The following is a 24,070-nucleotide window of genomic DNA, read 5'->3' on the forward strand; positions in this document are numbered from 1 at the left end:
CACGGCGCAAGCCCTGTGGGCTTTTTTGTACCTGTTTATTGTCTTCACTGCTGTATAGATTGAATCCACACAGTATCCACCGGCCAGTAGTTTATGTTGTACTCCTCTGGCATTGACAAGCATCAACACTCTCCCCTATCTCCTGTGGAAAATAACCTACACCACCCAGCGCTACGGATTAGCCGCCCCCACCCGGAAGGAAACCCACCATGTACAGACCCATAACCGTCATACTTTTCATTCTCCTGACCCTCGCCGCCCTCGCAGAAATAGGCGTTTTATCCTTTGGATAATCCTCAGGCGAAATACCCCACGTCAGGATGCGTTGATCTCATTACAGTTTTTTCCTAAAGCCATCCCGCTTCGCCTGTGCCAGGCTGAATCACGCTCATAACCGAAAACGTTAAATGAGGATATTATGAAAAAAACAATTATCGCATTATCTGCCGTTCTGCTGGCTTCCCCAGTATTTGCTGCGACCACACATGCAACTGATGATACCGTCGCGGCAGCGAACGCAAACGCCAATGAGGCGAAGCAAAAACTGCATGAAGAGCAGAACAAAGGTGAAGAGCTGAAGCTGAAACAGCAGCATGCTGCTGAAGGTAAAAGCGAGAGCCTGGGCAGTAAAGTCAGCGAAGATTCCCAGAAAGCCTGGCATAAAACCAAAGAAGGCACCGAGAAAGGGTGGGATGCCACCAAAGAAGGCGCTGAGAAAGGCTGGAATAAAACCAAAGAAGGTGCCAGCGAGCTGGAAAAGAAAGTCACTGAGTAATCTTTACGCTCAAAAAAAGGCCGCGCTTGCGGCCTTTTTTATTTCTTCGAATACAATTAGCCCCTCAGGCGTTTACGCAGTGCGCGTTTATCGGAGAAACCACTATGTATCGCCTTTTTGCCATTCTGACCGCCCTGCTGTTATGTCCGTCCCTGTACGCCGCCCCAAAAAGCTATCTTATCGACAGCGATAACACCGCTATTCGGCTATCGTGGCATGCCTTCGGCGGCATTCTCTCCTGGGCGACGTTCAGCGGCGTGACGGGTGCCGTGACGCTCAACCCAGATAACGACGTCGACGACCATATTCACGTCACCATTCCCGTATCAACTCTGGTGGCTTCTAACAAATTGCTCACCTGGCAGCTGAAAAGCGACATGTTTTTTGAATCCGAGCGCTACCCGACCATCGAGTTCATCAGCTCACGCGTGGTCGCTCTGAGCGCCGGGCGGTTCAGGGTATTCGGCACGCTGATCGTACGAAACATTGCCCGGCCGGTGATCCTGGAGGCCGTGTTGAAAGACCCGCATGCACAGGCCCCCCGGCTTGATGCCACCACGGCGATCTCGCGCGCATCCTATGGAATGGATAAGTTTGCGCTGGTCGTGGACGATCGTATAGCCATTGCCATTGCAATCAAGACGAACGATGTGCCGTCATCCTGAGATGAGGCGCTGTAGCTGCTCCGCGTTTGCCCGCAGGTGAGACGGCGGATTGCGGCCAATCAGGACAAACTGATAGCCCGCATCCTGCCACCACGCCAGGTTCATGCTGTGCCGCTGCTCCTGGCGGAGCGAGGCCGTCGCCTTCTCATCGACAGGCGAGATACAGAGCGCCATTGGGCCGTAGTCGGCGTTGAGCCAGGCTATCTGCGCGATAGAGGTCGTTTCATAGCGCAGCATGCGCACCATTTTAAGCTCAGCCCCTCGCAGAATAAGCTGCGACATAGTTAGCTTCATGCCGATATCCTGCGCCGCCCGTTCGAGCCCGCGCTGCAGGACCGGCGCTGCGCTGTCCATATCCAGCAGCGTCTCGACGCTGTACAGGGACATATATTGCGCTTCGAGGTCGCGAATATGGGCGTTCTCATCCGCTGGCGCGGAAGCGGGCCGCAACAGGTAGCCCAGCCCGGAGCCGACCATCAAAAAGCTGACCGACGCGGCAATCAGCGCCCGCCTGCTGACGCCAACCGGCGTGGAGGGCCGTGGGTCAGGAAGCGCCGTCAGACGCGCCTGCATCGTCTCAAGAGGTGCATCATCCAGCAGGGAGGCAAACGCCCCGGCGTAATCCTGGCTGCTTTTCATCAGTTCGGCGGTTCGCCCGGAGAGGCGTTCGTCACTGTTTAAATGCTCTTCAAATTGCTGTGCGTCGGCGCGGCACATCTCGCCATCTATCCATGCCACGATAGCGTCGTCGTTATAGGGCGGTGCAAAACGGTGCGCGTTCAAGAACGTTTCTCCTTTACCGGAGGCAGTGCGTCGGCGGACCTGGCAAGCCGAGCCCGTGCCGTGGCCAGCCGGCTCATCACGGTACCGATCGGCACTGCCAGCGTGTCCGCCGCCTCCTGGTAGGTAAAGCCTTCGACATAAACCAAAAATACCGCGTTACGCTGGGCTTCGGGCAAGGCGTTAACGCGCTGCATCACCTTCAGATAATGCAGGCGCGTCTCATCCTGTTCGCGGGTATCCGGCGCGAGGAGTTCGTCGCTGGCCACAAATCCCTGCCCCTGACGCACGTATCGCGCCCGAAGTTCAGAGATCCAGATGGAGTGCAGGATCGCGAACAGCCACCTGTCGATGCGTGTGCCCGACGTATACTGGCTGCTTTTTTCAAGCGCACGCACGCAGGTGGACTGAACCAGCTCTTCGGCGATATCCCTGTTGCGTGACAACACCAGTCCATAGCGCCAGAGACGCGACAGGTGTGCGGCTAACTGTTGACGAACCTCACTGGTTGCGATGAGTTTTCCCTCCACGAGAAAATCAGGATTCCGGATGTCCGTTGATGGCGGCCTGCAGGTCGCGATACTCCTCGCAGGACTGGCCACAAATACCGGCAATCACCTTCAGTTGTTCTTTCGCGAGATCGGGTCGTCCTTTTACCATCCACGCTTCACCGAGATACTCCCGGGCTTTGGCATAATCCGGTGCGATAGCCAGCGCGCGCTGGTAGTAACCAATGCCTTCGTCCGTACGGCCAAGTTTGCGCGTGGCGAACCCGCGATAGTTCCACGCTTCAGCCGTATTGCTATTTTTCAGTGAATCAAGCAGATTCAGCGCCGCCTGGTACTCCCCTTTCTTCGCGAGATGGTACGCATAGTTGGTTTTGTCCTGATCGCTGAGGCTGCTGCTCTTGTCCGGCACGCATTTCTGGGTGGCGCTGTCATACACCTGTCCGGAAGGACAGTCGGGCGTTTTGCTCTCGGTACTATTATCGCCCATTGCCAGCGCCAGCGGAGACAGCAGGGAAAAAATCAGCACCGGGATCAGGCGAAACGAGGTCGTGTTCATATAAAGCTCCTGGGTTAGAAGGGAGTGACGTCAGTAAACGCCCGACCGGCGGTTTTTATTCATTCTTCCGCGATTTTTTACCGTTCAGAAAATCATGCCTGCGACGTAATCACATTGAAAATAAATCAGGTTATTTTATATCTATCTTCCCATTATTATTATCCTGCAACCGCTAGCAGAGTTTTAACCCCCTACAAGAATATATTTTATTACACCGGTGATATAATATATCTTATATCAAAAACGTTACCCTAACTTAAACACACATTAAGCACGATTAAATAATCACAATTTAAATTATATTTAAAACATCTCCCACCAATAATTACACTGCATCTTCAGGATGACTAAGTCACAACACACGGAAAATAAAAAGACATTAAAAACATAACGATAGAAAAACACATCAATAAACACCATCAATACATTAATGCCCTCTTCATTGTTTACCCCTTTATTTACGCAAGCTTAATTTGCACATTCAGAGTTTTCTGGCTATATCATTTTTATCTCCTCAAAACGAATTCCTCTATTAATTACAGGGTTTTAAAAGACGCAAAACACAAATAAAACGTATTTCTTTCATATGTAATTAGATTCGCTCTGATGTTGCCACTCTGAATTCTGGCGGGCATCGTTCGCTCTAAAAAAGACGGTGAGGACTGTTTAATTAACAGTCACTCCGCCGGGGGCGCCCTTTACCTTCTACAGAGATGGCTCGTCTTGCTCGCCGTTCACGGTAACTCTGCTGGAGTCATAACGAAATGAGTCAAATCTCTGTTATATCAAAACTTACTGGCGTGGAAACTACGACGGAAGGCACACAGGTTACGCTGAGCCATTCCTCTATCGTTGAGCTTCATGTAGAGCGAGCTGATGTCTCCCATTTCGCGCGAAGTGGTAACGATCTGGTGGTGACACTGCACTCAGGGGAAGTAATAACCCTTAAAAATTTCTACGTCACGGACGCGCAGGGCGTAAGCCAGCTGGTACTCCAGGACAGCGACGGTGCGTTATGGTGGATAGAAGATCCTGCCGGGGCCGCCACGTATGAATCTATCGCGTCGACAGACGTGCTGCTAGCGGCATCCGGAAGTGATACCGGTGGCGCGGCCATCTGGCCATGGGCGCTGGGCGGTATTGTTGCCGCAGGCGGCATCGCGGCGGCGGCAAGCTCCGGTGGTGGTGGCGGGGGGGGTGACGATGACAATAACGGTAACCCTAATCCTAATCCTGATCCCGGCACGCCAGGTGAACCTTCTACCCCGGATACAACGCCGCCGAATGCACCCTCGAGTCTTACGTTCTCGTCGGACGGGAAAACCGTCACCGGTACCGCTGAACCCGGCAGCACAATCACGCTGAAAGATGCGAACGGCAACGTTATCGGCACAGGGAAAACCGGCAGCGACGGCAACTTTACTGTTTCTCTCGGCACTCCGCTGATCAACGGTGAACATGTCACCGCAACTGCGACGGATGCGGCAGGGAATACCAGCCAGAGCGCAACGGTGACCGCGCCGGATCTCACCGCCCCCGATGCCCCAACGATTGGCAGCGTAACGGACGATATCGGCCCTCAAACGGGGGCGCTGACTAACGGCAGCAGCACCAACGATCAGCGGCCCCAGCTCAGCGGCACGGCCGAGGCGGGCTCAACCGTGACGATCTATGACGGCGGGATCGCCATCGGCACTGCAGTCGTCTCCAGCAATGGCACCTGGACATTCACCCCGTCAGTTGATCTGAGCGAAAGTACCCACCAGATTACGGTGCGGGCAACTGACGCCGCCGGTAATACCGGCCCCGCTTCACCGGTCTTCACGCTGACCGTCGATCTCACCCCGCCGGCAACGCCGACGGCGATCGTACTGACTGACGACACGGGGACTATCAGAGGAACCATCACCTCTGGCACCGCCACCGATGCATCAAAACCGATCCTGGCGGGAACGGGCGAGCCGGGTGGAACCATTACCATTTACGATAATGGTGTGGTCGTGGGTACCACAACCGTACTGCCCAACGGCACCTGGAGCATCAGGCCAGACGGTCCGCTCCCGGACGGAGCACACTCGATAACCGTCGTGGAAACCGATGCCGCCGGAAACCAGAGTGCGGCATCAGCGCCTATCAACTTCACCGTTGACACTACCCCGCCGCTGGCCCCCGGCAATCTCGTCGTGTCAAATGATGGCGGTACCATCAGCGGTACCGCAGAGCCGGGCAGCACGGTGACCATCCGGGATGGCAATGTCATCCTTGGCACGTCGGTGGCAGACAGTGTGGGTAACTTCACCCTGACGCTGACCCAGCCTAAGCTCAACGGCGAAACGCTGACCGCAAACGCCACCGATGCCGCAGGCAATACCGGCCCCGCAACCGCCGCGGCGGCACCGGATACGACCCCACCGCAGACCCCGGTTATCGTGTCGGTGATTGATGACGTGCAGGCCACAACCGGCCCCGTGGGCCAGAATGGGCTGACCAATGACCGGGCCCCGACCCTGAACGGCACGGGCGAACCCGGTTCGACCATCACGATATCCAACGGCAGCGATATCCTCGGCACGGTGAACGTCCCCTCATCCGGCCTGTGGAGCTTTACACCGCCTGTACCACTGTCTAACGGTACCTATGTGCTCACGGCGACAGCAACAGATGCTGCCGGTAACCCGAGCGGCCAATCGAACGCGTGGACGATTACCGTTGACGGCACAGCACCAGATGCCCCGGTGATTACGCAGGTCGTGGACGATGCTCCCGGGGGGACGCTTGGCTCGCTCAACCTGAATGACACCACCAACGACGCCACCCCGACGCTGAGCGGCACCGCCGAGGCAAACGCCACGGTCACCATTCGTGCTGACGGGGTGGTGATTGGTACTACCGTCGCCGATGGCCTCGGTGCATGGAGTTTTACCCCTTCCACACCACTGGGAGAGGGTCCGCATACCCTGACGGCAGTTGCAACCGATGCGGCAGGCAATACAAGCGGCGTGTCCAACAGTTGGGGGCTGATAATTGACAGCGTGGCGCCCGCTACGCCGGTCATCACTCAGGTAGTGGATGATGCCCCTGAGGGCCTCGGTGCGCTCAACCCTAACGGCAGTACCAACGACACCACGCCAACGCTGAACGGCACGGCTGAACCGGGCTCAACGGTCACCATTCGTCTTGATGGTGCCGATCTTGTCACGGTCCCGGTCGGCAGCAACGGTACGTGGACCTATACCCCCACCGCACCGCTTGGCGAGGGACCTCATACTTTCACCGTTGTTGCCACCGATGCGGCAGGTAACACCAGCCTGCCGTCAACCGGCTTCAACATTATCGTCGATACCACGCCGCCAGTGGCCGCGACCATTGCCAGCGTGACGGATGATGTCGGCGGCGTTCAGGGGCCGCTCAGCAGCGGCGATACTACCGATGACACCCAGCCGCTGCTGCAGGGTACCGCACCGCCTGACGCGGTCGTCACCGTCTATGACGGCACAACGCTGCTCGGCACCGCCATCCTTGACGGAAGCGGCGGCTGGAGCTTTACGCCTGTTACCCCGCTCACCGACGGCCCGCATTCGCTGACGGTCCATACCACGGATGCCGCAGGCAATACCATTGTCTCCAGCCCGTTTGTGCTGACGGTGGATACCGTGGCGCCTGCCACGCCGGATATCCCGGCAATCACCGTCAATCCTGACGGAACAGAAACGCCGCTGAACCCGGGAGAAACCACCCGCGACACCACGCCGACCCTGAGCGGCACTGGCAATCCGGGCGATACGGTGACGATCTACAACGGTGGCGTCAAACTTGATGATGTCGTGGTGGACGGTACTGGGAACTGGACCTGGACGCCTGCCACACCGCTGCCTAACGGCACCTATGACATTACCCTGACCGTGACCAACATGGACGGCACGGGTAACGAAAGCGCGCCGTCACAGCCGGTAACCATCACCATTGACACCGACCCGCCAGCGACACCTGCGGCACCGGTTATTACCGACAGCGTCAGTCAGGTCACCGGCCCCGTTCCCGATGGTGGAACCACCAACGATCCGCGTCCGGTCCTGAGCGGCACCGGAACGGCGAACGACGTTATCAACATCACCGACACCGTCAATGGCATACCGACCGTTGTTGGCACCGTCACGGTAGACAGCACCGGCAACTGGAGCTGGCGTCCTGACAGCAATATTGGCGAGGGCAGCCACGTCTATACCGCCACCGCTACCGATGAAGCGGGCAACGTCTCTGCCGCGTCACCGGCGATCACCATCACCGTGGATACCGTGGCACCGGATACGCCGGTAATTAGCGCCGTTGGCGGCGAGCCGAGCGGTGGCTTCATCACAGACGCCACGCCGACAGTTGGCGGTACGGGTGTTAACGGTGAGACGGTGATCGTCTACAACAACGGCGTCGAAGTGGGACGCGTCGTCGTGGCTAATGGAGAATGGAATCTTGACCTGCCAGCCCAAACGGACGGCCCGCTGAATATCACCGTTGCGGGCGTCGACGCGGCAGGTAACGTCAGCGCGCCAAGCCCGGTATTTACCGTGACACTCGATACCGTTGCGCCTGCGATCCCGCAGATCAATGCCGTCTCAGATAGCCAGCTCACCAACAATGTGCTCTATACCCGCGACGGTGTACCAACGCTCACCGGAACCGGTGAACCGGGATCGACCGTTATCGTCTCGGTGGATGGCACGCCATCCGCCGTACCGGTAACGGTTCAGCCGAACGGCTCCTGGACCTGGACAGCCGACAGTACGCTGGCGGATGGACAACATACCTTTACCGTATCGGCCAGCGATCCAGCCGGTAACACCTCAGCCAGCTCTGCGCCGCTTAACGTCACGGTTGATACTCTCGACCCAACCGCCCCTGACAATCTGAACCTGGCTGCAGAAGGGACGCCACTGACCGGTACCGCCGAAGCGGGAAGCATCATTACCGTGATGAACGGTAGCACCGTCATTGGGACTGGTGTTGTCGACAGCACCGGCAACTTCTCCATCGCGGTCAGCCCGGCACCGCAGGACGGCGCGTCTCTGACCGTGAGCGCCGCCGATGCTTCGGGGCGCACCAGCCCTGATGCGACTTACAACGTCATCGGTACGTTGCCTAATCTTCCTGATATTCCCGTCATTACGGCAATCAACGATGACGCAGCGCCGCTCACGGGCGATGTAAAAGGCAAAACCACCAATGACATCACGCCTACGCTGACCGGTACGGCCGAAGCGGGCAGCCTGGTAACCATCTATCAGGACGGTGGACTGACGCCTGTGGCGACGGTAACGGCCGACGGCAGCGGCAACTGGAGCTATACACCGGCCGCGCTTGGCGAAGGTCTGCACTCCTTTGAGGTAACCGCGACACTCAACGGTGCGACCAGCGGCCGCTCTCCTGCCGCCAGCGTCACCGTTGACCTCACCGCACCGGGCACACCGACCATCGGCGCGGTGATTGACGACGTGGGTCCAGGCACCGGTCCGTTAACCAACGGCCAGACCACCAACGACAACCAGCCGACGCTGACCGGCACCGGCGCGGTGGGAGATACCATCTCCGTCTATAACAACGGGACGCTGCTGGGCAGCGCAGTGGTCGGCAATACCGGCACCTGGAGCTTCACGCCACCTTCTCCGCTGGCGGAGGGTACTCACGTACTCACCATCCGCGAGACCGATCCGGCGGGGAATCAGAGCGCGCCTTCTGCGGGCTTCACCGTTGTGGTGGATACCGTTTCCACCACGCCGGTCATCACTAACGTAACGGATGATGTGGGCAATTCCGCCACAACCGTGGTCAGCGGCACACCAACCAACGACGCCACGCCAACCCTTTCAGGAACGGCGGAAGCCAACAGCGTGGTGACGATATTCGACGGCGGCACGCAGATTGGCGTGGTTACGGCGGACGGCACCGGCGCATGGACATTTACCCCGGACACCGCACTCGCCGAAGGCTCGCATAGCTTCACCGCTCAGGCAACGGATCCGCAGGGTAACGTCAGCGCAGTCTCAGGCGCCTGGAGCGTGGTGGTTGACCTGACAGCACCGACGGTGCCAACGCTGGATACGGTGAATGACAACGTCCCTGGCGGCATCACGGGCAACCTCACCAGCGGGCAGGTAACCAACGACAGCACACCAACGATCGGCGGTACCGGACAGGCGGGCAGCACCATCCACATCATGAACAACGGTACGCAGATCGGTACTGCAATCGTCGACGGAAGCGGAAACTGGTCCTTCACCCCGACCACGCCGCTGGTCGACGGCAGCTACGCCCTGCGCGTGTACGCAACGGATGTCGCGGGCAACGCCTCGGCTAACTCCTCCGTCTTCACCTTTACCGTCGATACCGCAGGTCCGGTCGTGCCAGTAGTGACCAGCGTGATCGACGATATCGCACCGGTCACCGGGACGCTTACGTCAGGCAACACCACCAATGACGCGCGCCCGACCTTCAACGGCACGGGTGACGTGGGTTCTACAGTGCATGTGATCGTTGATGGTAACGAAATTGGCACCGCAGTCGTGAATGCCCAGGGTAACTGGACCTTCACCCCGGGGAGTGACCTGAGCGACGGGCCGCATGCCATCACCTTCAATGCCACCGACGCGGCAGGCAACACCGGCAGTACGACCGCGCCGTTTAACCTGACGGTAGATACTGGCGTGCCGTCTGCGCCGGTTATATCAACCGCAGCAGACAACGTGGGCAGCGTTCAAACCCCACTCTCCTCCGGGCAGAGTACCGACGACACCACGCCGACGCTGAACGGCACCGCGACGGCCAACGCCACGGTCACCGTGTATGAAAACGGGCAGCCGATCGGCACCGCGCAAGCGGACGGTACCGGCGCATGGAGCTTTACCCCATCAACGCCGCTGTCCAGCGGCAGCCATACCTGGACCGCCACCGTCACCGATGCCGCGGGGAACGTCAGCCCGGCTTCGCCAGGCTTTACCCTGGTTGTCGATACCACAGCCCCGAACGCGCCGGTTATCAGCCAGGCGATAGACGACGTGGGCAGCATCACCGGCCCGATCACGTCCGGGCAGACCACGGACGACACCGTACCGCGCCTTGTCGGAACCAGTGAACCGTTTGCCACAGTGAATATCTATGAGGGAACCACGCTGGTCGGAACAGGGACTGCTGACGGCACCGGGAGCTGGAGTATCGTGCTCAATACCACGCTGGCAACGGGCGCACACAGCTTCACCGCCCAGGCGACAGACGCGGCAGGCAACACCAGCGTGTCGTCGGCAAGCTTCAGTCTGACGATAGACACCACGCCGCCTGCGCTGCCAGTGCTCACCAGCATTCTGGATGACGTTGGCAATGCGCCAACGCCCGTTGCTAACGGCGGGCTGACCAACGATGCGCAGCCAACCCTCAGCGGGACGGCGGAAGCCGGATCGACGGTGAAAATCTTTGATAACGGCGTGCAGATTGGCAGCGTGACGGCCACCGGCGGGGCATGGAGCTTTACCCCTTCCCCGGCGCTGGGCAACGGTTCGCACAATTTAACCTTTACCGCCACCGATGCGGCGGGCAACGTCAGCGCGCCAACCGCCGGGTATGTGATTAACGTTGATACCCTTGCCCCGTCAGCGCCCGTCATTAGCTCGGTAGTTGATGATGTGGGCAGCGTCACCGGACCGGTAACCGGCCCGACCAACGACACGCGCCCTACGCTGAACGGAACCGCGGAAGCGAATGCGACGGTACGGATCTACGATGGCATCACGCTGGTGGGTACCGTCACCGCGGATGCCAGCGGCAACTGGACCCTGCCACAAACCACCACCACACTGACGCAAGGCACGCATAACTTCACGGCCACAGCCACCGATGCGGCGGGCAACACCAGCGTGGCGTCCACCGTGACGACGATTATCGTCGATACGACCGCCCCAACGGCGCCGACCGGGACCTTCAACGCCGACGGTAGCGTGCTGACCGGGAATGCCGAAGCAGGTAGCACCGTCAGTATCCGCCTTGCGGACGGCTCAACGGTAACCGCCATTGCGGGCAGTAACGGCACCTACAGCTATACCTTTACGAATAAACAGACCGAAGGCCAGACGCTGCAGATCACCGCCACCGACGCGGCGGGCAACACCTCGCTGCCCGGCTCGGCGCTCGCGCCGGTGGTGCCGCTCTCCGCCAGCAATAACGTCGAAGAGTTGGATCTCAGTACCACGGCCACCGTCACCAACAGCCAGTACAGCGACTACGGCTTCCTGCTGGTCGGCGCCGTGGGCAACGTCCTGACGCTGCTCGGGAACGACACCGCGCAGGTGAACTTCACGGTGGGCAACGGCGGGAGCGCGGATATCGTGGTGAACGCCAACGCCACGGGGGCTGTGCTCTCTCTGCTTAACACCCTTGAGCTGGTGGTGCAGCACTACGTCAACGGCGCCTGGACCACCGTGGTGGATACCGGACAGCCGCAGTTTGCTGACCTGCTGACCCTCGGTGCCACCGGCGTATCGCTGAACCTGACCGGGCTGGCTGACGGCAACTACCGTGTGCTCAGCTATAACACCAACCTGCTGGCGACCGGCTCCTACACCAGCCTCGACGTGGCGGTGAAAGAGACCGGTCCGGGCACGGTCACGGGCGATACCAGCCTCAACGGGAACGTGATTCTGGATACAGACCCGACCGCTGGCAGCGACAACGCCCCGGCCGGAACCACGATCTCCGCCGTTACGAATGCGCAAGGTGTTACCACCAACATCAATGCCGACGGGACGGTGGTCCAGGGACAATACGGTACGCTGACCATTAACCGCGACGGCAGCTACTCCTACACCCTGACCGACACCAGCGCGGCAGTCATTGGCCGGACAGAGAGCTTCACCTACACCATCACCCATAACGGCGTCAGCGCCTCGGCACAGCTGGTGGTGTCGCTCGGAACGGGAACCGTCAGCAACGGCATTGTCGCCGTGGACGATACCAACGCCCTGACCTTCGACACCAGCGTGCACGAAATCAATAACGGCACCTCGTCTCAGGGCGGCTTTACCCTGGTGGGTATCAATCTCGGCAACACGCTGGGGCTTAACCTGCTGGACGATATGACCAACCCCATTATCTATAACGTGGAGGAAGGCACCACTCGCACCATGACCATCCAGGCCTCCGTGGGCGGCGTGGCGCTGGCGTCGGTGTTTGATTTGTACGTCTATAAATTTAACAACGCCACCCAGACTTTCGAGCAGGTACGCGTCGAGTCGGGCTGGCTGCGTGCCCCGCTGCTGGGCGGCACGTCATCTCAGCTAACGCTGCAATTGCCTGCCGGGGAGTACCTGTTCCTGCTGAATACCGCGTCCGGGATCACCGCCCTGACGGCCTACACGCTGAGCGTTCTGCAGGATCATGTCTACAGCGTATCGAGTATCAGCGAGACGACCACGGGCGACGTGCTGGCGAATGACCCGGTTCCAGCAGGCACGCTGGTTACCGAAGTGAACGGCGTGGCGGTCAACGGCACTGGCACCACCACCATTCAGGGGGAATACGGCACGCTGACCATTAATTCATCCGGTCAGTACACCTATACCCTGAGGAGTGGTGTCGGTGTGGACCATATCAGCACGCCGGATACCTTCGTCTATACCGTCACCGCGCCAGACGGCACGAAAGACACGGCATCGCTCAACATCACTCCAACCGCCCAGCCGATGAATGCGGTGAACGATGTTAGCGCCGTGATGGATGTAACGTCAGTACACCATACGTCAGCGTACTCCGATACCACCGTGGGTACGGCAAGCTGGACGACTGCCTTGCTCTCGTCAACCCAGGGTAGCGGCAGCGGAACTTTTGTGGTGGATCCAAACACCGCGCTGCATAACGCCTCGCTGCACTTTAACGTGGCCTCGCTGCTGTCGCTGGGCGGACTGACGGTGAACTGGACAATCAGCGACGGCTCGGGCGTGATCCGCAGCGGCTCCTTCGGCGGCATTTCGTTACTGAACGGCAGTATTGACGTTCCGCTGACCGGGCTGGATCTCAACGCCGGGACCTACACGCTGAGCTATACCGGTAGCGTACCGGGGCTGAGCGTCGGGAACATTACCATTACCCCAAGCGTCAACGGCACCACTTACTCGCTGACTGATTTTGACGCCACGGGCACTCACACCGTCAACGGCAATATCTTTGACGGCACCGACTCGGGCGGCGTGCTGGATCAGCTCCACTCGGTGGATACACGCGTCAGTATTACCGGCTACAACGGCGTGACCACCACGCTGGATCCGTACACCGGCAGCGCAACCGTCAATATCACCGGCCATTACGGCACCCTGGCGATTGCCGCTGACGGGCATTACACCTATACCCTCAACAGCGGGGTATCGCTCTCATCCATGACCTCGAAGGAGACCTTCAACTACACCCTGACCGATGCCACCGGGAAGACGGACAGCGCCTCGCTGACCATCAACATGGCGCCGCAGTTCATCAGCTCTGAACACAACGACGTCATTACCGGCACCGCCTACGGCGACACGCTGATTTACCAGGTGCTGAACAATACGGTAGGGAATGCCACGGGGGGGAACGTCAGCAGCACCGCGGGCGACCACTGGACCGGCTTCTCGCTGGCGCAGGGGGATAAAATCGACATTAGCGACCTGCTGGTGGGCTGGAACGGTAGCGCCTCCACGCTCGGGAACTACCTCCATGTCACTAATAGTAATGGTAATACCGTGATCTCCATCGACCGTGACGGTGCAGGGAGCACCTACACTAATACCACGCTCGTGACGCTTGATGGCGTTCAAACCACCTACGACGAGCTCGTTAACCAGCAACACATCATTACCACATAACAGCTGTAGTACTAACCCGGGCGCACAGCGCCCGGGGATTAATAATAAAGCTGCACTTATTTTATTAGGGACATGACATGGGAATGAAGATGCCTTACTGGTGGCTCTCGTGCTGCCTGATATCTGTGCCCGCTCTGTGCGCGAATCCGGCGGCGACCATCAATACCGGACAACTGCGCGAAACGCAGGAACTCCCCTCACTGAATGGCCGTGTCGCCCCTGCGGCTGGCAACGCCGCGCCCGGCTCATTACAGCTTGGCGAGGCCGTCAACCGTGCCGTTACCTGGCATCCGGCGATCGGTGAAGCCGTGGGCAAACTCTACGAACAGAGCGAAGAAGTCGACGTCGCCAAATCGAAATACTATCCGCAAATTAACGCGGGCATGGACAACGGGTACTCCCACGACGGCGATCAGAACGGCTTTACGCCGTCGCTGGTGCTCTCTCTTTCACAAATGCTCTACGACTTCGGCAAAGTGGCCAGCCAGGTACGAGCCGAAAATGCCGGGGTTGCCCAGCAGCAGGCCAACGTGCTGGTGAGCATCGACACCATTGCCCATGATACCGCCGTCGCCATGGTGCAGGTGCAAACCTGGCAGCAGATGGTCGACACCGCCAAAGAGCAGCTCGATGCCCTCTCCTCAATAGGCACACTGACCCGTCAGCGTAACGACGAAGGGGCGACCTCGCTTTCTGACGTGGTGCAGACCGACGCACGTATTGAAGGGGCGCGCGCGCAGCTGATGCAGTATCAGGCCAGCCTCGACAGCGCCCGTGCCACGCTGATGAGCTTTCTCGGCTGGAACAGCCTGAACGCGATCAGCAATGATTTTCCGCAAAAGCTGGCCCGCAGCTGTGACATCGCCGAGCCGGACGATCGTCTGGTTCCGTCTGTCCTTGCCGCCTGGGCCCAGGCCAACGTCGCCCAGGCCAACCTCGACTACGCCGACGCGCAAATGACGCCAACCGTCTCGCTGGAGCCGGAGGTCCGTCACTATCTGAACGATCGCTACGCGGGCAGCGAAACGCGGGATCGCACGCAATATTCCGCCTGGGTGAAGGTGCAAATGCCGCTCTATCAGGGCGGCGGCCTCACCGCCCGGCGTAACGCTGCCGGACACGCGGTGGAAGCGGCGCAGTCGACCATTCAGCGTACCCGTCTTGATGTCCGCCAGAAACTGCTGGAGGCCCGCAGCCAGGTGATGAGCCTGCAAAGCACGCTGCAAATTCAGGGCCGCCAGGAGGCGCTCAGCGCCCGTACCCGCGAGCTTTACCAGCAGCAGTATCTCGATCTCGGCTCGCGCCCGCTGCTGGACGTGCTCAACGCCGAGCAGGAGGTCTATCAGGCACGCTTCACCCAGCAACAGACCCTCGGTCAGTTGCACCAGTTACAGCTCAACTGCCTCTATAACACCGGACAATTGCGTCATGCGTTCGATCTTGATAACCGCACCATCCAGACCGTGGAGATCCAGCCATGAAGCAACGCGAAATTCCGCAAGAAGAAACAATGACGGATGAGGCGCTGGCGCAGTGGGCGCAGGCGTTTGGCTTTGTTGCCACGCGCTACCGCGTCGCCTGCTCGCCCGGTGCGCTGATTGCGGGCGCACCCTGGCTGAAAGGCAAACCGATGGTACCTGCCCTGACGCAGCTTGCCCGGGAAGCCGGGCTGACGTTCCAGCTGCTCACAGCCGATCGGCAGTCGATCAACAGCTGGCGTCTGCCGGTGGTGGTGGCACTGAACGACGGCAAAATCGGCGTGGTCGACAGCTTCGACGGGGAAGACACGCTGGACGTCAGCTTTTTCGACGACAAGATGCATACTAACCGTCTGTCGATGAGCGCGCTGCTGCCCGCCATCCGCCACGTTATTGCCCTGCGCCCGCTGGCCGCGCTGAAGGACAGCCGCGTGGATGCCTACATCTCGAAATACCGCCCGGACTGGCTCTACCGGCTGGTGATGCGCGATCTGCGCCCGTACAGCTGGGTGATGCTGGCAGCCTTGTTCATCAACCTGCTCTCCCTCTCCGGCATTGTCTTTTCCATGCAGGTGTATGACCGGGTGATCCCTGCCCAGTCCTACCCGACGCTTTACGTCCTGACCATCGGCGTGCTGATCGCCACCCTGTTTGGTTTTGTGTTGCGCGTGGCGCGCGGTCACATTATGGATCTGCTGGGCAAACGCTCGGATCTGCGGGTCTCAGACCGCGTGTTCGGCCACGCCCTGCGGCTGCGCCACAGCGCCATTCCGCGCTCCACCGGCAGCTTTATCTCCCAGCTGCGCGAGCTGGAGCAGATCCGCGAGATGGTGACCTCTTCCACCATCTCGACCATTGTCGACCTGCCCTTTTTCTTCCTGTTTGTGGTGGTGCTGGCGATCATCGCGCCGCAGCTGGCGTGGATCGCCCCGGTCGCGGCGGTGATCATGGTCCTGCCCGGCCTGCTGCTGCAGAAGAAACTGGCGGAGCTGGCGAAGCAGTCGGCGCATGAATCAACCCTGCGCAACGCGGTGCTGGTGGAGAGCGTGCAGGGGCTGGAGGACATCAAGCTGATGCAGGCGGAGAACCGCTTTTTGCAGCAGTGGAACAGCTATATCCAGATCACCGCCGAATCCGGCCTGCGCACCCGCGAACTGACGCAGAACCTGATCAGCTGGGGGATGACCATCCAGAGCCTGGTCTACGCCGGGGTGATCGTGGTCGGCGCGCCGATGGTGATCGACGGCACCCTGACTACCGGTTCGGTGGTTGCCGCGTCGATGCTGGCCTCCCGAATGATCGCGCCGATGGCGACGCTGTGCGGCGTGCTGGCCCGCTGGCAGCAGGTGAAGGCCGCTAAAGAGGGGCTGGACAGCATTATGCAGTTGCCGACCGAGAACCAGCGCGAAGAGACGCCGATCCGCCAGGACGTCCTGCGCGGACACTATCTCTTCGAGCAGGCGCAGTTCCGCTATCAACCGGACGATCCGCGCATGGCGCTACGCATTAACCGTCTGGAGATCAAGCCGGGCGAGAAAGTGGCGATCCTCGGACGTAACGGCGCGGGCAAATCGACACTGCTACAGGCCATGGCGGGCGGAATGGATCTGGCGGCGGGGGAATTGCGGCTTGATAACCTCAGCCTGCCACATCTCGACGTGGCGGACGTGCGGCGCAACGTCGGCTTTATGACCCAGAACGCGCGGCTGTTTTACGGCACCCTGCGCGAGAACATCACCCTTGGCATGCCACGCGCCACCGACGAAGAAATTTTCGAGGCGCTGGAGTTAACCGGCGCAGCGGGCTTTGTGCAGAAACTGCCCAAAGGGCTGGACTACCCGATCATGGAAAACGGCGTGGGGCTTTCCGGCGGGCAGCGGCAGTCCATTCTGCTGGCGAGGATGCTGCTGCGCGATCCGAATATCGTGCTGATGGATGAACCGACCGCGTCGCTGGATGAGCACACTGAACGGGAGTTTATCCAGCGTCTGGGCGACTGGCTCGGCAACCGTACTTTGATTGTCGCCACCCACCGCGTGCCGGTGCTGGAGCTGGTGGAGCGCGTGGTCGTACTGAAAGAAGGGATGCTGGTGATGGACGCGCCAAAAGCGCAGGCGCTTAACAACAGCCGCATTCAGCAACAGCAGCAGCAGGCAGCAACCGGACGGGAGTGGAAAAATGAAAATCAGTCAGCGTGACGTTGCCGCAATGGACGATCTGGATAACGCGCTTGAATCCGAAAGTGGCTACACCGGCGCGCGTCGAATCGTCATCTTCTCGTTGCTGATGTTTGTGGCTCTGGGCGTCTGGGCATGGTTTGGCGTGCTCGATGAGGTCTCAACCGGCTCGGGGAAAGTGATCCCCAGCTCGCGCGAACAGGTATTACAGTCGCTCGACGGCGGGATCCTCACCGAGCTGAACGTTCATGAGGGCGATCAGGTGCAGGCAGGACAGGTGCTGGCGCGGCTTGATCCGACGCGTTCCGAATCGAACGTCGGTGAAAGTGCAGCGCGCTACCGTGCGTCACTGGCTTCCAGCGCACGTCTGAATGCCGAGGTGAACGATCTCCCGCTAACGTTCCCGCCTTCGCTGGCAAAATGGCCGGATCTGATTGCCGCCGAAACGCGGCTCTACAACTCCCGCCGTGCGCAGCTGGATGATACCCAACGGGAGCTGCGCGCCGCGTTAGATCTCGCCAATAAAGAGCTGGCGATCACCCAAAGGCTGGTTAAAACCGGGGCCGCCAGCCATGTGGAGGTGCTGCGCCTGCAGCGACAGAAAAGTGACCTGGAGTTGAAGCTCACCGACGTGCGCTCACCGACGTGCGCTCGCAGTATTACGTTCAGGCGCGCGAAGCGTTATCCAAGGCTAACGCGGAAGTGGATATGGTTTCCGCGGTCCTTAAAGGCCGCCAGGATTCCGTCACCCGCCTGACGGTAAAATCCCCGGTGCGCGGGATCGTGAAAAACATCAAAGTCACCACCATCGGCGGCGTGATCCCGCCCAACGGCGAGCTGATGGAGATTGTGCCGGTGGACGATCACCTGCTGATTGAAACCCGCCTCTCGCCGCGCGATATCGCCTTTATCCACCCGAACCAGGCGGCGCTGGTCAAAATCACCGCCTACGATTACGCCATCTACGGCGGGCTGCATGGGGTAGTAGAGACCATTTCACCGGACACCATCCAGGACGAAGCCAAGCCGGAAGTGTTCTATTACCGGGTGTTTATCCGCACCAGCCAGGATTACCTGGTCAATAAAGCGGGCAGACACTTCTCGATTGTACCGGGCATGATTGCCACAGTGGACATCAAGACCGGCGAGAAAACGGTGCTGGATTATCTGATTAAGCCGTTTAACCGGGCGAAAGAGGCGCTGCGGGAGCGGTAGTCAATCGCCTTACCAGTCCTACACACTAAAGCTAAGGGGAATGCGGTTTTCTCCCTCTCCCTGTGGGAGAGGGTTGGGGTGAGGGCGTCAGACCGCAACACAGAAAAAATTCACCGCCGATAGGGCGTTAAAACGGGCGAAAGCATTCGATATCAGCGCTGAATTCTGGCTGAATCTGCAACAAAATGTGGAAAACCGAGGGATGAGAATCCCCCCCTAACATAACCTCCCCCGCCTTATCTGCTAAAGTAGCCCAAATTCATTTTTCAGGAAGAAATCATGCTCCAACGAACCATTGTCTGCCCCATCATCCAGAACGACGGTGCCTATCTGCTGTGTAAAATGGCCGACGATCGCGGCGTGTTTCCCGGTCAATGGGCCCTCTCCGGCGGCGGAATGGAACCGGGAGAAACCATGGAACAGGCGTTGCGCCGTGAGATCCGCGAAGAGCTGGGCGAAGCGCTGGAGATCGTCTCGGTCACGCCATGGGCTTTTCGCGATGACATCAGGGTAAAAACCTACGCCGATGGCACCACCGAGGAGATTTATATGATCTATCTGATCTTCGACTGCATGAGCGCCAACCGGGACGTCACGTTTAATGAGGAGTTTCAGGAGATCGCCTGGGTTAATCCGGAATCGTTAAAAGATTTGGATCTCAACGAAGCTACCCGTATGACCTTCGCGCAAAAGGGTCTTCTTTAATCGCCCACTGCCCCGGCGTTTTACCGGTCCATGTTCTGAAAACCTCAATGAATGCGCTGACGCTGCTGTAGCCGCAGGACAGCGCAATCCACCCTACCGGATTCCCTGCCGCCAGTTAACGAAGTTCATTCCGCCCGGCGAAGTGCGGTACGATTATACACCCCAACATACCGCGCAAATTTCCCAATAAATACGCCGGCAAAAACGCCCCCGGAGACGATCGCCAGCGCGCTCATGGCAGGTTGTTGCATCGTCTGAGGCGAAACCGCGCTCATCACCCCCAGCACATACTTCACGCCAAACGCCAACATCATAAACGGCAGCGCGGTGTAGTCTGCCTGGCGGTAAAGCGTACGCGGCGCATCTGCCCGGGTGATAACCGCCCGCTTAATCAGGAGATACCCCAGCGCGGCACCGGCGAAGATCCCCGCCGTCCACAATGCGACAGTCGCAGGGGTCAACGTGCGATAGACCACCAGATCGTAAATATCCCACACCAGAAAGATCGCCGGGATAATGGCAAGCCTCTCCAGCGTAACGGTGGCGGGCCTGCGGGCTTTGATACCACGGGAGATGAGGAAGATAAACAACACCCACACCCAGGCGGGCGTGTGCGTAACAACACCGATCAGAAATTCAAACATGGAACTCACCATGAACGATCGCGGCCCGTGCCGCCCTGAACGCGTATTGCGCATAACGGCAGGAATGCCATTATGCGCAGGTCTTTTAAAGCGATTTCTTCAGGCGCTGCACCGCCTCTTTCAGCTGCTCATCTGTTGGTGTCACAAACGACATGCGCAGCGTGGTCTGGTCCGGCTCATTGCAGTAGAAAAACTCGCCCGGGACAAATACCACGCCGTTGCTTAACGTCTTTTCCAGCCAGCGGGTGGTATTCATACCGTTGTTCATTTTCGCCCACAGGAACATGCCGCCTTTAGGCTTGTGGAACGACATCACATCACCCAGCTCCGCTTCCAGTTCGGTGGCGAAGGTCTGGTATTTCTGGCGATAAGCTTCGCGGATCATCTTAATCTGCCCGGCCAGGCGACCGGTTTTCAGGTACTCATACGTCATTAACTGCGACAGCGTGCTGGTGTGCAGATCGGTGGTTTGCTTAAGGTTCACCACCGCACGCTTCAGCCACTCCGGCACCAGCACCCAGCCTACGCGGGTGCCCGGCGCGAGTATTTTAGAGAAGGTTGAGGTGTAGACCACGTTCTCTTCGTTACCGATATCTTTGGCATGGGCAATTAACGGGCGGAAGACCTCATCGGTGTAGTTAATTTCGCTGTACGGGTCGTCTTCAATAATGACGAAATCATAGCGTTTCGATAATTCCACCAGATGTTTACGACGCGCTTCAGAGAGCGTCACGCCGCCCGGGTTACCAAAGGTCGGGACGATATAAACCGCTTTGATGGTTTTCTTTGCCACCAGCGCCTCAAGTTCGTCGACCTTCATGCCGTCGCCGTCGGTGCCGACGGACTCAAAATTCGCCTGCGCCAGGCCGAAAACCTGCAGCGCGGCAAGATAGGTTGGACGCTCGACGACGACGGTATCGCCTGGGTTAATTAATGCACGCGCCAGCACGTCGAGAGACTGCTGCGAACCGGACGTCACCACCACGTCATCGGCTTTACAGGCAATGCCACGTCCTTCACAGATGCATTGGATCTCTTCCCGCAGTCCCGGAAAACCTTCGGTCAGACCATACTGAAACGCCTCGCCAAAATGTTGCGATAAGACGGCATCCGCGGCTATTTTAAGCCCTTCGTGATCGAACAAATCGGGGTTCGGAATCCCTCCGCCCAGCGAAATCACGCCAGCCATTTTGCTATGTTTTAATAATTCACGGATGGCAGATGATTGCAGGCCCTGCGCGCTGCTGGCGAGTTTGTTTGCAGACATTCTTTGATTACCTTCTTTTTTTATATTGTGCCCAATCTTAGCAGAATATGAGCGATAAATTCCGTTAGCTTCGGAAGAGGACGTAAATCCTGGCGCCACAATAAATGCACCGGCCTCGGCGCGGGGGTGAACGGCTCCAGTACCCGAATCAGCCTGCCGCTTGCCAGCTCTTCCGCCACCAGCACTTCCGGTTGTAGCAACAGCCCCGCCCCTGCGCGTGCCGCCATACGCAGGCCATAGCCGTCGTTACATCTTAAGATGGCATCACGCTTCCAGCGTACTTCCCCTTCCACGCCCGGTAGCCGCCACTCGTTACGCGCGGTCCATACCGTGTGCGAAAGACACAGATGATCCACCAGATCGGCAGGCGTTTGCGGCGTACCGTGTCGCGCTAAATAGTCCGGTGCGGCGCAGATCACCATGTTGTAGGGGCACAAATATTTCGCCACCAGATCGTCATTGCGAATATCACCAATGCGAATGGCCAAATCGACCCCCTCCTCCACCAAATCGACCATTCGGTTAGTCAGATCCAGTTCGATGCGCACCTGCGGGTAACGTTGTAAAAAGGTGGCGGTGAGCGGGGCGATCACGCAGCCGCCAAACGATGTAGGCGCCGTGACGCGCAGGGTTCCGGCCGGTGTGGCACGCAGGCGTTCAACCGCGTTTTCGGCGATTGAGACCTGCTCCAGCACCCGTCTGGCTTCTTCAAAATAGACGCGGCCCGCATCCGTCAGGCTCTGACGACGCGTGTTACGCTCAAGCAGGCGGGTGCCAAGCCGGGACTCCAGCAACGCAATATACTTTCCCACCATGACCGCCGACATCTCAAGGCGGGAGGCCGCGCCGGTAAAGCTGCCGCTTTCTACCACCGCGATAAACGTCTCCATGCCGCGAAGCTTATCCATATTCCGAACCTCTGGTTAGCAATCTTCTAACTTTAGCCCAGTTTATCTGACTTTTTATTTATTAAAGAATGAAGGCTCACACATAAGGAGTCTGCTATGAAAATCGTGATTATTGGTGCCAGCGGTACGGTCGGTCAGGCAGTGACAGAAGCGCTAAGCCGCCGTCACGAGGTGATCCGCGTGGGTCGTACCCAGGGCGACTATCAGGTGGATATCACCTCGCAGGAGAGCGTGCAGGCGCTGTTCGAGAAAATTGGCCGGGTGGATGCCATTGTCTCCGCCAGCGGTGGCCTCTACTTTGGCCCGCTTGCGACCATGAAAGACAGCGACTTTAATCAGGGCCTGCAGGATAAACTTCTGGGGCAGGTGCGCCTTGCGCTAACCGGCCAACACTATCTGAACGAAGGTGGCTCTATCACTCTGATTAGCGGCATTGTGGCGCACGAGCCGATTGCCCAGGGAGTAAACGCCACCACCGTGAATGCCGCACTGGAAGGGTTTGTTCGCGCCGCAGCCTGTGAGCTGCCGCGCGGGATCCGCATTAACCTGATTAGCCCGACGGTCCTGACGGAATCCGCTGAAGCGTACGACGGTTTCTTCCCCGGCTTTGAGAGCGTCCCCGCTGCAACCGTGGCGCAGGCCTATCGCCGCAGCGTGGAAGGGGTACAGAGCGGTCGGGTGTATAAGGTTGGTTACTGAGCCTTACGGGCGGCGATCAGCACCAGCATCGGGCGCTCTGCCTCTTCGGCCAGCGCGGGCCAGGCCGCAATTTGCCCCTGCGTTGGCCCCCATTCGTTGACTTCGCTTATCGTTAATCCGGCCTTGATCAGCGCGTTGAGCGTGGTGCCCAGCGTACGGTGATACTTGATGACCCCGTCCGCCAGCCAGTTGCTGACGCGCTGGCTCTCGTCCTGATAATGATTCACGCCCCAGAACCGCTCGCCGTTGTCGTCGGTCAGCCAGCCCTGGCGGGTGGCGCAGGTGTAAATGGGGTGCTCCATCGAGAAGACCAGGCTGCCACCGGGTTTAAGCGCGCGCTGAACGTTGGCGAATAACGTATCCAGTTCCGGCAGGTAGTGCAGTGCCAGCGAGCTGTAGACCAGGTCGAGGCTGTTATCTTTGAGCGCCAGCGACTCCAGATCGCTACGCTGATAATGAATCTGTGGGTCAGCGGTAAGCTCCGCAGCCCGGGCGAGCATCTTTTCTGAGATATCAACACCCGTGATGTCAGATGCACCCAGCTCGCGCGCAGCGCGACAAAACCAGCCGTAGCCGCAGCCGAGATCGATAACCGATTTCCCGGTTAAATCCGGCAGCATGCTTTTCAGCGAAGGCCACTCCGGCGCACCGTCCAGCCCCTGCACCGAGCGCGGAAGCTGAGCGTAGCCTTCGAAAAACGCCGGGTTGTCGTAGATATTTTGTGCCATGGCAGATCCCTCTTTAAGAATGTGACTCCCAGTATAAAACATTGCCGGGTGGCGCTGCGCTTACCCGGCCTACGATTTGAGGGTTTCAGT

Annotated in this window: 15 protein-coding genes and 1 pseudogene; 8 read left to right on the forward strand and 8 right to left on the reverse strand. The window is 59.0% G+C overall.

Features of this window, described 5'->3' with window-relative positions; genetic code table 11:
• The first annotated feature begins 418 nt into the window (after window positions 1–418).
• Both L383_RS10905 and L383_RS10900 read left to right on the forward strand, forming a co-directional pair.
• Window positions 419–775 (forward strand): hypothetical protein, encoded by a 357-nt coding sequence (locus tag L383_RS10905; protein WP_014884928.1) that lies wholly within the window; start codon window positions 419–421, stop codon window positions 773–775.
• Window positions 776–879: 104 nt separating this feature from the next.
• Complete coding sequence (locus L383_RS10900) at window positions 880–1,440, forward strand: YceI family protein (protein WP_023331122.1); 561 nt, start codon at window positions 880–882, stop codon at window positions 1,438–1,440.
• Here the strand turns inward: L383_RS10900 and L383_RS10895 are convergent.
• Genes L383_RS10895 through L383_RS10885 form a run of 3 tightly spaced genes read right to left on the reverse strand, consistent with a single transcriptional unit; the run spans window position 1,432 to window position 3,285 of the window.
• A complete protein-coding gene (locus tag L383_RS10895; protein WP_023331123.1) occupies window positions 1,432–2,223 on the reverse strand; it encodes an anti-sigma factor family protein in 792 nt (263 codons plus the stop codon). The genes L383_RS10900 and L383_RS10895 overlap by 9 nt on opposite strands.
• A complete protein-coding gene (locus tag L383_RS10890; RefSeq protein ID WP_023331124.1) occupies window positions 2,220–2,750 on the reverse strand; it encodes a sigma-70 family RNA polymerase sigma factor in 531 nt (176 codons plus the stop codon). The genes L383_RS10895 and L383_RS10890 overlap by 4 nt, the downstream gene beginning before the upstream one ends.
• Window positions 2,751–2,757: 7 nt before the next feature.
• A complete protein-coding gene (locus tag L383_RS10885) occupies window positions 2,758–3,285 on the reverse strand; it encodes a tetratricopeptide repeat protein (RefSeq protein ID WP_014884932.1) in 528 nt (175 codons plus the stop codon).
• A gap of 764 nt (window positions 3,286–4,049) precedes the next feature.
• Here L383_RS10885 and L383_RS10880 point away from each other — a divergent pair.
• The 5 genes and pseudogenes from L383_RS10880 (at window position 4,050) to nudI (ending at window position 19,734) form a co-directional block, all read left to right on the forward strand.
• On the forward strand, window positions 4,050–14,159 hold the full coding sequence (locus tag L383_RS10880; protein WP_023331125.1) for a BapA/Bap/LapF family large adhesin: 10,110 nt from the start codon (window positions 4,050–4,052) through the stop codon (window positions 14,157–14,159).
• A gap of 77 nt (window positions 14,160–14,236) precedes the next feature.
• Window positions 14,237–15,640, forward strand: coding sequence for a TolC family outer membrane protein (locus L383_RS10875; protein WP_023331126.1), 1,404 nt, complete (start codon window positions 14,237–14,239; stop codon window positions 15,638–15,640).
• Window positions 15,637–17,835, forward strand: a complete 2,199-nt coding sequence (locus tag L383_RS10870) for a type I secretion system permease/ATPase (protein ID WP_023331127.1) — start codon at window positions 15,637–15,639, stop codon at window positions 17,833–17,835. The genes L383_RS10875 and L383_RS10870 overlap by 4 nt, the downstream gene beginning before the upstream one ends.
• Before the next feature lie 10 nt (window positions 17,836–17,845).
• Window positions 17,846–19,029, forward strand: a pseudogene (locus tag L383_RS0124065) (HlyD family efflux transporter periplasmic adaptor subunit).
• A 279-nt stretch (window positions 19,030–19,308) separates the two neighbouring features.
• Window positions 19,309–19,734, forward strand: coding sequence for a nucleoside triphosphatase NudI (nudI, locus tag L383_RS10865; protein ID WP_023331130.1), 426 nt, complete (start codon window positions 19,309–19,311; stop codon window positions 19,732–19,734).
• Here the strand turns inward: nudI and L383_RS25100 are convergent.
• The 4 genes from L383_RS25100 to L383_RS10850 all read right to left on the reverse strand — a co-directional run bounded on the left by L383_RS25100 (window position 19,697) and on the right by L383_RS10850 (window position 22,553).
• Window positions 19,697–19,849: a helix-turn-helix domain-containing protein gene (locus L383_RS25100; protein WP_226882784.1), complete on the reverse strand. Its 153-nt coding sequence runs from the start codon at window positions 19,847–19,849 to the stop codon at window positions 19,697–19,699. The genes nudI and L383_RS25100 overlap by 38 nt on opposite strands.
• 10 nt (window positions 19,850–19,859) lie before the next feature.
• Window positions 19,860–20,378 (reverse strand): DUF6622 family protein, encoded by a 519-nt coding sequence (locus L383_RS10860; RefSeq protein ID WP_032629446.1) that lies wholly within the window; start codon window positions 20,376–20,378, stop codon window positions 19,860–19,862.
• An 85-nt stretch (window positions 20,379–20,463) separates the two neighbouring features.
• A complete protein-coding gene (locus tag L383_RS10855; protein WP_023331132.1) occupies window positions 20,464–21,645 on the reverse strand; it encodes an aminotransferase-like domain-containing protein in 1,182 nt (393 codons plus the stop codon).
• 20 nt (window positions 21,646–21,665) lie between these two features.
• On the reverse strand, window positions 21,666–22,553 hold the full coding sequence (locus tag L383_RS10850; RefSeq protein ID WP_023331133.1) for a LysR family transcriptional regulator: 888 nt from the start codon (window positions 22,551–22,553) through the stop codon (window positions 21,666–21,668).
• 96 nt (window positions 22,554–22,649) lie between these two features.
• On the opposite strand from L383_RS10850, the gene L383_RS10845 reads away from it, so the two are divergent.
• Complete coding sequence (locus tag L383_RS10845; RefSeq protein ID WP_014884943.1) at window positions 22,650–23,252, forward strand: short chain dehydrogenase; 603 nt, start codon at window positions 22,650–22,652, stop codon at window positions 23,250–23,252.
• Here the strand turns inward: L383_RS10845 and L383_RS10840 are convergent.
• A complete protein-coding gene (locus tag L383_RS10840; protein ID WP_014884944.1) occupies window positions 23,246–23,980 on the reverse strand; it encodes a class I SAM-dependent methyltransferase in 735 nt (244 codons plus the stop codon). The two genes, L383_RS10845 and L383_RS10840, sit on opposite strands and share 7 nt — an antisense overlap.
• Window positions 23,981–24,070: the final 90 nt, after the last annotated feature.

The sequence above is a fragment of the Enterobacter sp. MGH 37 genome (genome assembly GCF_000534515.1).
In the GTDB taxonomy this organism is placed as follows: Bacteria; Pseudomonadota; Gammaproteobacteria; order Enterobacterales; family Enterobacteriaceae; genus Enterobacter; species Enterobacter kobei.

What these genes read in the sequence shown, in the direction of transcription:
- L383_RS10870 (WP_023331127.1), top strand. Translation starts at nt 15,637, where the DNA reads ATGAAGCAACGCGAAATTCCGCAAGAAGAAACAATGACGGATGAGGCG.
- nudI (WP_023331130.1), top strand. Translation starts at nt 19,309, where the DNA reads ATGCTCCAACGAACCATTGTCTGCCCCATCATCCAGAACGACGGTGCC.
- L383_RS10875 (WP_023331126.1), top strand. Translation starts at nt 14,237, where the DNA reads ATGGGAATGAAGATGCCTTACTGGTGGCTCTCGTGCTGCCTGATATCT.
- L383_RS10885 (WP_014884932.1), bottom strand. Translation starts at nt 3,285, where the DNA reads ATGAACACGACCTCGTTTCGCCTGATCCCGGTGCTGATTTTTTCCCTG.
- L383_RS10905 (WP_014884928.1), top strand. Translation starts at nt 419, where the DNA reads ATGAAAAAAACAATTATCGCATTATCTGCCGTTCTGCTGGCTTCCCCA.
- L383_RS10850 (WP_023331133.1), bottom strand. Translation starts at nt 22,553, where the DNA reads ATGGATAAGCTTCGCGGCATGGAGACGTTTATCGCGGTGGTAGAAAGC.
- L383_RS10845 (WP_014884943.1), top strand. Translation starts at nt 22,650, where the DNA reads ATGAAAATCGTGATTATTGGTGCCAGCGGTACGGTCGGTCAGGCAGTG.
- L383_RS10880 (WP_023331125.1), top strand. Translation starts at nt 4,050, where the DNA reads ATGAGTCAAATCTCTGTTATATCAAAACTTACTGGCGTGGAAACTACG.
- L383_RS10855 (WP_023331132.1), bottom strand. Translation starts at nt 21,645, where the DNA reads ATGTCTGCAAACAAACTCGCCAGCAGCGCGCAGGGCCTGCAATCATCT.
- L383_RS10840 (WP_014884944.1), bottom strand. Translation starts at nt 23,980, where the DNA reads ATGGCACAAAATATCTACGACAACCCGGCGTTTTTCGAAGGCTACGCT.
- L383_RS10900 (WP_023331122.1), top strand. Translation starts at nt 880, where the DNA reads ATGTATCGCCTTTTTGCCATTCTGACCGCCCTGCTGTTATGTCCGTCC.
- L383_RS10860 (WP_032629446.1), bottom strand. Translation starts at nt 20,378, where the DNA reads ATGTTTGAATTTCTGATCGGTGTTGTTACGCACACGCCCGCCTGGGTG.